Annotated in this window: 6 protein-coding genes; 2 read left to right on the top strand and 4 right to left on the bottom strand. The window is 43.0% G+C overall.

Annotation, left to right across the window (positions count from 1 at the left end):
* The first annotated feature begins 310 nt into the window (after window positions 1-310).
* Together NTW12_01040 and ptsP are read left to right on the top strand one after the other, a co-directional pair.
* Window positions 311-493, top strand: a complete 183-nt coding sequence (locus NTW12_01040; GenBank protein ID MCX5844938.1) for a hypothetical protein — start codon at window positions 311-313, stop codon at window positions 491-493.
* Window positions 494-797: 304 nt separating this feature from the next.
* Window positions 798-3137 carry a phosphoenolpyruvate--protein phosphotransferase gene (gene ptsP / locus NTW12_01035; protein MCX5844937.1) on the top strand — a complete coding sequence of 780 codons (2340 nt, stop codon included), beginning with the start codon at window positions 798-800 and terminating at the stop codon, window positions 3135-3137.
* A gap of 24 nt (window positions 3138-3161) precedes the next feature.
* On the opposite strand, the gene NTW12_01030 is transcribed toward ptsP, so the two are convergent.
* The 4 genes from NTW12_01030 to NTW12_01015 form a co-directional block, all read right to left on the bottom strand.
* A complete protein-coding gene (locus NTW12_01030) occupies window positions 3162-3698 on the bottom strand; it encodes a GAF domain-containing protein (protein ID MCX5844936.1) in 537 nt (178 codons plus the stop codon).
* Window positions 3699-3715: 17 nt separating this feature from the next.
* Complete coding sequence (gene xth / locus NTW12_01025) at window positions 3716-4501, bottom strand: exodeoxyribonuclease III (GenBank protein MCX5844935.1); 786 nt, start codon at window positions 4499-4501, stop codon at window positions 3716-3718.
* Window positions 4502-4575: 74 nt separating this feature from the next.
* Window positions 4576-5265 carry a tetratricopeptide repeat protein gene (locus tag NTW12_01020; protein ID MCX5844934.1) on the bottom strand — a complete coding sequence of 230 codons (690 nt, stop codon included), beginning with the start codon at window positions 5263-5265 and terminating at the stop codon, window positions 4576-4578.
* 120 nt (window positions 5266-5385) lie between these two features.
* On the bottom strand, window positions 5386-7020 hold the full coding sequence (locus tag NTW12_01015; GenBank protein ID MCX5844933.1) for a radical SAM protein: 1635 nt from the start codon (window positions 7018-7020) through the stop codon (window positions 5386-5388).
* Between the last annotated feature and the right edge of the window lie 104 nt (window positions 7021-7124).

Below are 7124 nucleotides of genomic sequence, written 5' to 3'. Positions count from 1 at the left end.
TACACCCCTTTTACCGTCAGTAACCTTGACCAAAACCCGCTGCCACCCCGCGTAGCCAACACTTCCTGGTACTGTTGCCTTTTCCCGCACCTTCCGATATGATCCCTCAATCCAAGCAAATTAGGGGCCGAACAGTATTGGGTTTTGCCCTATATTCTTTATATAATCTATTCGTATTGATTCGAGAGCTCAATCGACTTATAATACATCATACAATGTACTTTGTAAGGAAAACGGATATTTGATTGTTGTCGTGGTTCCTTCTCCCTAACCAAATAATAATTAGATGCACAGATACAGGAGGGCCGTCATGATGCGAGAAGTAAACAACACGATAGTGCAGAAAGAAGAAAAGGAGGGATTTCTTGAAGCTTCAATTTTATCTGCTCACAAGAAATTCTTTGAAGGCAATTTAAATGAAAGATTTCCATTGGATAGAGACGATTTTATGCTCTATAATACGATCATTATGTATTTTAAGGGTAATTCCTGAATTGTGACAACAAACATCATTATGAAGCTCCCTCCACAGTCTCTGCTTTAATCCTGAAACAAAGTGTCTGTGAAATATGATTAAGGGTATCAGATCAGTCACTTAGAATCTACAGGCGGAGTGCTACGGGCAAGGTGTTGAATAATCGTAACGGTAAACGTATCCCGATGGCCCCGCCCTCTAGGCAGGGGACTTTAATAACGGTGGCAGGGTCCGTCGAAAAAATTGTTAAATACCCGAATACATGATATTTTTGAAGATCTGAGCGAAATAATGGCAAACAATATAAAAGGACGTCTGAGGCATGAGGATACAGGCATTTAAAGAAAGAGGCATATCGATCATCGAAGATGTGGGGAGGAGCATCACTAATTCAAGCGGTCCGGCAGAGACACTTTACGAGATTGCCAAACTTATTGCCGACAGATTTTATGTTGATGTCTGTTCTATTTACATATTCGATGGAGAGAGAAATTGCCTGTCGCTGGCGGCAACGTTCGGTTTAAGCGAAGGATCAGTCGGCAAAATATATATGAGCCTCAATGAGGGCTTGACGGGTCTCGTCATCGAAGAGATGAAGCCCGTTTTTGTTAAAAATCCTGCACGTCATCCACGATACAAGTATTTCGAAGGCAGCGGCGAAGAAAAGTATCATAGTTTTTTAGGTCTTCCCCTTGTATACCATGGTGAAACCCTCGGAGTTTTAGTTATTCAAACAGTGGAGGAAACGGCTATAAATGATTCGGACATTCGCATATTTTCAATGATTGCCTCTCAAATAGCGGGAGAGGCGGCTTATGTAAATCTATTGAAAGATCTGAAAAAACCGCTTGAGAAAACTGATGGGGGAGCGGAGAGGTTTTCAGCCTTACAAAGGGGAAGGGCATTGCCCGTAGTGAAGAAGGATCTCTTAAAAGGGATTCCAGTATCTGCCGGATTCGGGGAGGGACATGCCCATTACCTTCGGGAGTCGATCGGATTTTCTGACATTTATTTTCATGAAGCCGATGATGTGGATCATGAGCTCAGCAGGTTTGATCATGCCCTAAAACGGTCCGATGCACAGATCGAGAGACTGAACACTGACGTGAAATCTGAACTATCTCAAGGAGATAAAAATATTTTCCATACATATCTGATGTATTTCCGTGACGTTGGCTTGAAAAACAAAGTCACTGCTTATATTAAACAGCAGAAATATGCAGCCGAATATGCCTTAAAAGAGGTCATTTTGGACTATGTGAGGGTGTTTTCCAAGATGGAGGATCCCTATCTACGGGAAAGGGGTTTTGATATAGAAAACGTAGGGAGACGTATATTAAAAAATCTCCTTGGCCTTGAAGATGATGAACCCGGGAGATTTATAAAAAAAACTATCATAATTGCTTCCAGCATATCTCCCGGTGAACTCATCATGCTCCGGCAAGAGAACCTTAAAGGTATCATCCTGTCAAAAGGTGGTGAGACATCCCATGTGGCGATACTCGCAAAGTCCTTTGAAATACCTATGGTCATTATTTCCAGGGTGATGCTCAGAGAGATTCGGGAGAACGATGTATTGATTGTCGATGGTACATCGGGTCTTATCTTTCACAAACCCTCAGAAATCATCATCCGGGAATATCAGCGACTAGAAGATGAAAAATCACAACAGGGTGAAAGACTTGAAACCCTTAGGCAGTTAAAGCCTCAAACACTGGATGGATTTGAAGTCAAGCTCGGTGCAAACATCGGTCTTTTATCAGATTTTGAACTTGTTGAAAAATACGGGGCGGACCATATCGGTCTTTACAGGACAGAATTTCCCTTTCTGGTGAGAGAACGTTTTCCCTCTGAAGATGAGCAGGTGGACATTTACCGTCGGGTACTTGAGGCGGCCAAGGGGAAAGCGGTCACCATTCGTACCCTTGATGTGGGTGGTGACAAATTTCTGTCTTACCTGGACTATCCCAGGGAGGATAATCCCTATTTAGGCTGGAGATCCATCAGGGTGTCACTTGAACTGAGAGATGTTTTCAGGGAACAGATACGGGCCATTTTGAAGGCATCAGCCTTCGGCTCTTTAAGGATACTGTTTCCCATGATTTCCTCAGTCAGAGAAATAAAAGATACTCTGTCGATTTTAAACGAGGAAAAGGAGCGTCTGCGAGAAAGAAACGTTCCGTTTGATGATGCAATCAAAGCGGGTCTCCTTCTTGAAGTGCCGGCAGCCGCCGTAATTTTAGAAAAGCTGCTTCGATATGTCGATTTCGTCAGTGTGGGAACCAACGATCTGGTCCAGTTTGTTCTTGCTGTGGATAGAAATAATCAAAAAGTGGCGCCGATATATAACCCTCTCCATCCCGCCGTGATTTCCACCATTTTAAACATTGTTTCGGTTTGTAAGGAAAAGAATAAGCCTGTGGTTATTTGCGGTGAAGCAGCGGCAAATCCGAAATGCGCCTATCTCTACATAGGAATGGGTATCGGTCAGTTGAGTATGAATGCACCATCAGTGCCGATGATAAAGCATATGATCAGGAAGATAGAGCAGGACGATGCAAAGGAGGTCTTAAGGCGCGTATTGTTGATGGATGATGCTGATGAAATAGAGGATTTCATGGATTATGTCATTTCCCCGGTATTGAAAGAAGGTATTGAATAATAAAGTATAATCAATCAGTTTTACTTATTCCGTCTCTTGCTGTGGTGCTATCATGATATTTGACAGGCGAGCGGAGATATTCGAGGCAAGTTTTTCAAGCAGGCTGGTATCCATACCCGGCTGGTAGCGAAGGTTGGAGAAATCGCCATGATTTATACTGCCGATAATCTCACTGTTAAGGGTTATCGGGGCAATGGCGAGGGATTTGACAAAATATTTCTTATTACGCGGCAGTAGTTTGTAAAAGGGTTTCATATAATTATTGGCGAGTATCGGCTTTGTGCTGTTAGCGATGCATTGTAAGAATGCTGCCCGGTCTATGATGTTTAAACGTTCCTTAAGAATTCGGGAGGATTTTAATACCTGAATCACGTCGGCCAAATAGGGTTCGCTGATAATTGAAATCCATACAAACGGAATTCTGAATTCCTCTTGGATCTGAATGATTAGTTTTTCAAAAAGGTCTTTCACATTGAGGAAAGAGGCGAGATTTTCCTCAATCTTGCCGAATTTTAGGGAAATTTCTTCATTTGTTTTCAGGATGTCAACCTTTTCTTTCATGCATTTACTCTCCTTTGTCATAGCTCGAATTCGGCAATGAGGACTGTATGATCGGATGGTTTTTCGGCAACTCTCGGATTCATGTCAATGGTACAGTTTGTCGATTTTGCGGCTAAAGGCTCTGTGGCGAGGATGTGGTCTACTCTCCAACCCAAGCCCCTCTCGATTGATTTCGGTACACGGTAGTCAAAGAATGTATAATGACCCGCTTCGCCGGGGTGGGATTTTCTGAAAAGATCAATGAATCCCCATGACTTAACGAGATCAAATGCCTCCCAAACCTCCGGTGTGAAACAGACATGGCCAAGGAGCCTTTTAGGATCATGTACGTCTATGGCTTCCGGTGCCACGTTGAGATCGCCGCACCATATCAACGGCGTATGGGACGAATAGGATTTTTTCAGAAAGTCTCTGAGACGTTTAAACCATTGGAGCTTATATGCAAACTGCGGACTTTCCCGGTCACGTCCTTGAGGGACATAGGTGTTTACTACAGGTATTCCCGAAAACACGCCCCTGATCAGACGGTCTTTATCGGGAGTGCCGCCATCATCAAGACCGAAAGAGACTTCTTGCGGTCTTTCCAGGGATGCCATCGCTACACCATTATATTGTTTTCCCCCCTTAAATATTATATGATAGCCTAAATCTTCAAACTGACCAACCGGGAATTTCCCATCGTCAACCTTCGTTTCTTGCATGCAAAAGACATCCGGTCGATTTTCCTTAAGCCACGGGATAACAATGTGGAGGCGGGATCTAATTGAATTTACGTTGTAGGTTGCGATTTTGAAGGTTTTCATCGGAATGATCAATAATACGGTAATATTACAGTGAGTATAGGAAAAATAGTATTGCCTGTCAATCTTAGCGAAGTTCACTGACGGGCCTTGTGATAACCGGCCTTTATGGCTTCTCCTTCCGAATTGAATGTCACGAGGTGATAGGCCTGAACTTTGTCGTAGTATATCATTCCTGGAAGATGATAGCGCTTACTGTCCCGATTTCCTATTACTTTAATTTTGGTATCATTCGTCGATGGCCCAATTGGCTCAGATGACACTATTTCTACCTTATTCCATGTTCTTTTTGGATTCAGCGCATAAGCTTTGTTTTTATCCTTGGTTGCTTGCTTACGGTTGCCCAATTTCTGATATGCGATTCCGCGGTGGTAATAAGCGACGGCCAGTTTGGGATTAAGTTCGATGGCTTTGCTGCAATCCTCAATTTCCTGTTCGTAATTGCCGAGTTCCCCATAGGCAACTCCCCGATTATTATAGGCCACGGCATCTTTAGGATTTAACTCAATGGCTTTATTGCAGTCTTCAATCTGTTGTTTGTAATTTCCCGTCTGCCCGTAGGCGGCTCCCCTGTTATTGTAAGCCACTGCATCTTTGGGATTTCGCTCAATGGCTTTGTTGAAGGCTTCTATTGCTTCGTTATGCTTGCCCTCTATCACTAATGCCACACCTTTTTCCACCCAGTCTGAAGCCTTGACGTCTGCAAACGAGTATGCAGTGTAGAAAAAGCAAATACTACAAATGAAATATAAAAACTTTTTTTTCATAAAGCCCCTCCAAAAAAATAGCCGTAGTCCGCAACCGTAACGCTACCAGGCCGACAAAATGGGAACGGAGAACCCGAAACCAGTTGAGACGTATGGAAAACTTCTAATAGTACGGCGCGATTACAAATGGTTGTGCTTATTACTATGTTCCATTGCTTTCATATATTCAGCGAAGAGATACTGTTTGCTGATTCCGTGATCAATAAAGTCCCATGGCAATATTTCTTCTGTACTCTTGTGACGATAAACATAGAAATCCGGATTAACGTTGACTTCCTTAAATGACTTCGGCCAGTTGCCGTTGTTTTTATAAGCCGAAAGCAGAATTTTGCCGACCTGCCTGTCTCCAAGGGAAAAAAGGGCCTGTATGTAGTTCCATTTTGGAAGGTCGTGAATTATTTTTACCGATGATTCCTTGCGCAGAGCGCTCTCTATCTTTCTTATCTTTTTTCTTATGACATTTATATCTTCCAGAGGATGCCATTGAAAGGGTGTAACGGGTTTAGGGATAAATTGATTAATACTAAGGGTAATACGTCTGAAGCTTCTTTTTCCTGCTGAGCATTTCATGGTATGATGTTTTATCTTTTTGATCGTATCAATGATGGCCTCAATGTCTTCTTCTGTTTCGGTCGGCAGGCCGACCATAAAATAAAGCCTGATATTGACGATACCATGTTCGATGAGCAATTCAACAGCGTTGAAAATGTGCTCATCTGTTATGCCTTTGTGGATGACGTTTCTTAACCGTTGACTGCCTGCCTCCGGCGCCAGAGACACGGTCTCGACGTGCGATTCCTGGAGTAAAGAAACTAATTTGCTGTCAAGTCGGTCCAATCTGAATGAGCCGATAGCCACTTTGCTTTTATTATTCATAATGTATCGGCAAAGGGAAAGTATATCCGGATGATCGGAAACCGCTGTGCCGAGAAGTCCGATTTTTTTTTGCCCACTGATTCCCCGGATAAATGATGGTTCGCGACTTACTTCGGTTAAAAAAAGTTCCTTGAATTCTGCAACCGGGGGAGAGATGCATTGATCCGTAGTGAAGGTGTTGATGTCGGTGATCCATCTTTTCCTTATCTTTTCAGGCAATGAGGCATTTGCAGGCTCAATTTTTTCTATGAGATGATTTGCCTTATAGGTTACTATGTAATACTTTGGGACATAAGCTCCCTCAATCTCTTGCTGGATACGATAAAGGAGTTCTTCCCGGTTAAGACCAAGGTGGAGGGAATTCTCGAAGATATTGAGAAATTCCGGTATCACCTCTTCTCCTTCTCCCAGTAAAAAAAGGTCGAAAAAATCTGCCATCGGTTCCGGATTTAAGGTAAAGGAAACACCGCCTCCGATGATTATAGGTTCCGTTTCTCTTCTCTCTCCGGCAGAGAGGGCTATTCCCGCTATATTTAGCATTTTCAAGATGTTGGGGTAGTCGTTTTCAAAGGGTACAGAGAAAGCAATGATGTCGAAGTCGGTGAGGGGCGTTTGCGACTCAAGGCTGAAGAGAGGGATTGATCCCAGAGTGAATACAGCTTCATCCTCGGGGTCGGGAAGGAAGGCCCTTTCACAAAGAAACGATGATTGATGATTTATTAATGAATAAATGGTATGGAACCCAAGGTTGGACATCCCTGTCCGATAATAATTCGGGTAGGTAAGACAAACCGTCAGGAGTTCTCCCCATATCTTTTTCTGATATCCTTCTTCATTGGCTAAGAGATCATTGTATTTTTTTCTAAGCTTCCAGGACATCGAATCCTAAATCCTAATTTCTAAATCCTAAACACATTCAAATACCGCCTGCCTTCGGCTAATCCGCCTGTCTTCTCAAAAATGTAGGTATTTCAAGATCCATA

The organism is Deltaproteobacteria bacterium (assembly GCA_026388545.1).
Taxonomy (GTDB): Bacteria; Desulfobacterota; Syntrophia; order Syntrophales; family UBA2185; genus JAPLJS01.
The sequence above is the reverse complement of the archived record's forward strand: the minus strand, read 5'-3'. Positions and strand labels throughout refer to the sequence as shown.

Excerpts from the sequence above, each read along its gene's own strand:
- NTW12_01040 (MCX5844938.1), top strand. The coding sequence starts at position 311 with ATGATGCGAGAAGTAAACAACACGATAGTGCAGAAAGAAGAAAAGGAG.
- ptsP (MCX5844937.1), top strand. The coding sequence starts at position 798 with ATGAGGATACAGGCATTTAAAGAAAGAGGCATATCGATCATCGAAGAT.
- NTW12_01030 (MCX5844936.1), bottom strand. The coding sequence starts at position 3,698 with ATGAAAGAAAAGGTTGACATCCTGAAAACAAATGAAGAAATTTCCCTA.
- xth (MCX5844935.1), bottom strand. The coding sequence starts at position 4,501 with ATGAAAACCTTCAAAATCGCAACCTACAACGTAAATTCAATTAGATCC.
- NTW12_01020 (MCX5844934.1), bottom strand. The coding sequence starts at position 5,265 with ATGAAAAAAAAGTTTTTATATTTCATTTGTAGTATTTGCTTTTTCTAC.
- NTW12_01015 (MCX5844933.1), bottom strand. The coding sequence starts at position 7,020 with ATGTCCTGGAAGCTTAGAAAAAAATACAATGATCTCTTAGCCAATGAA.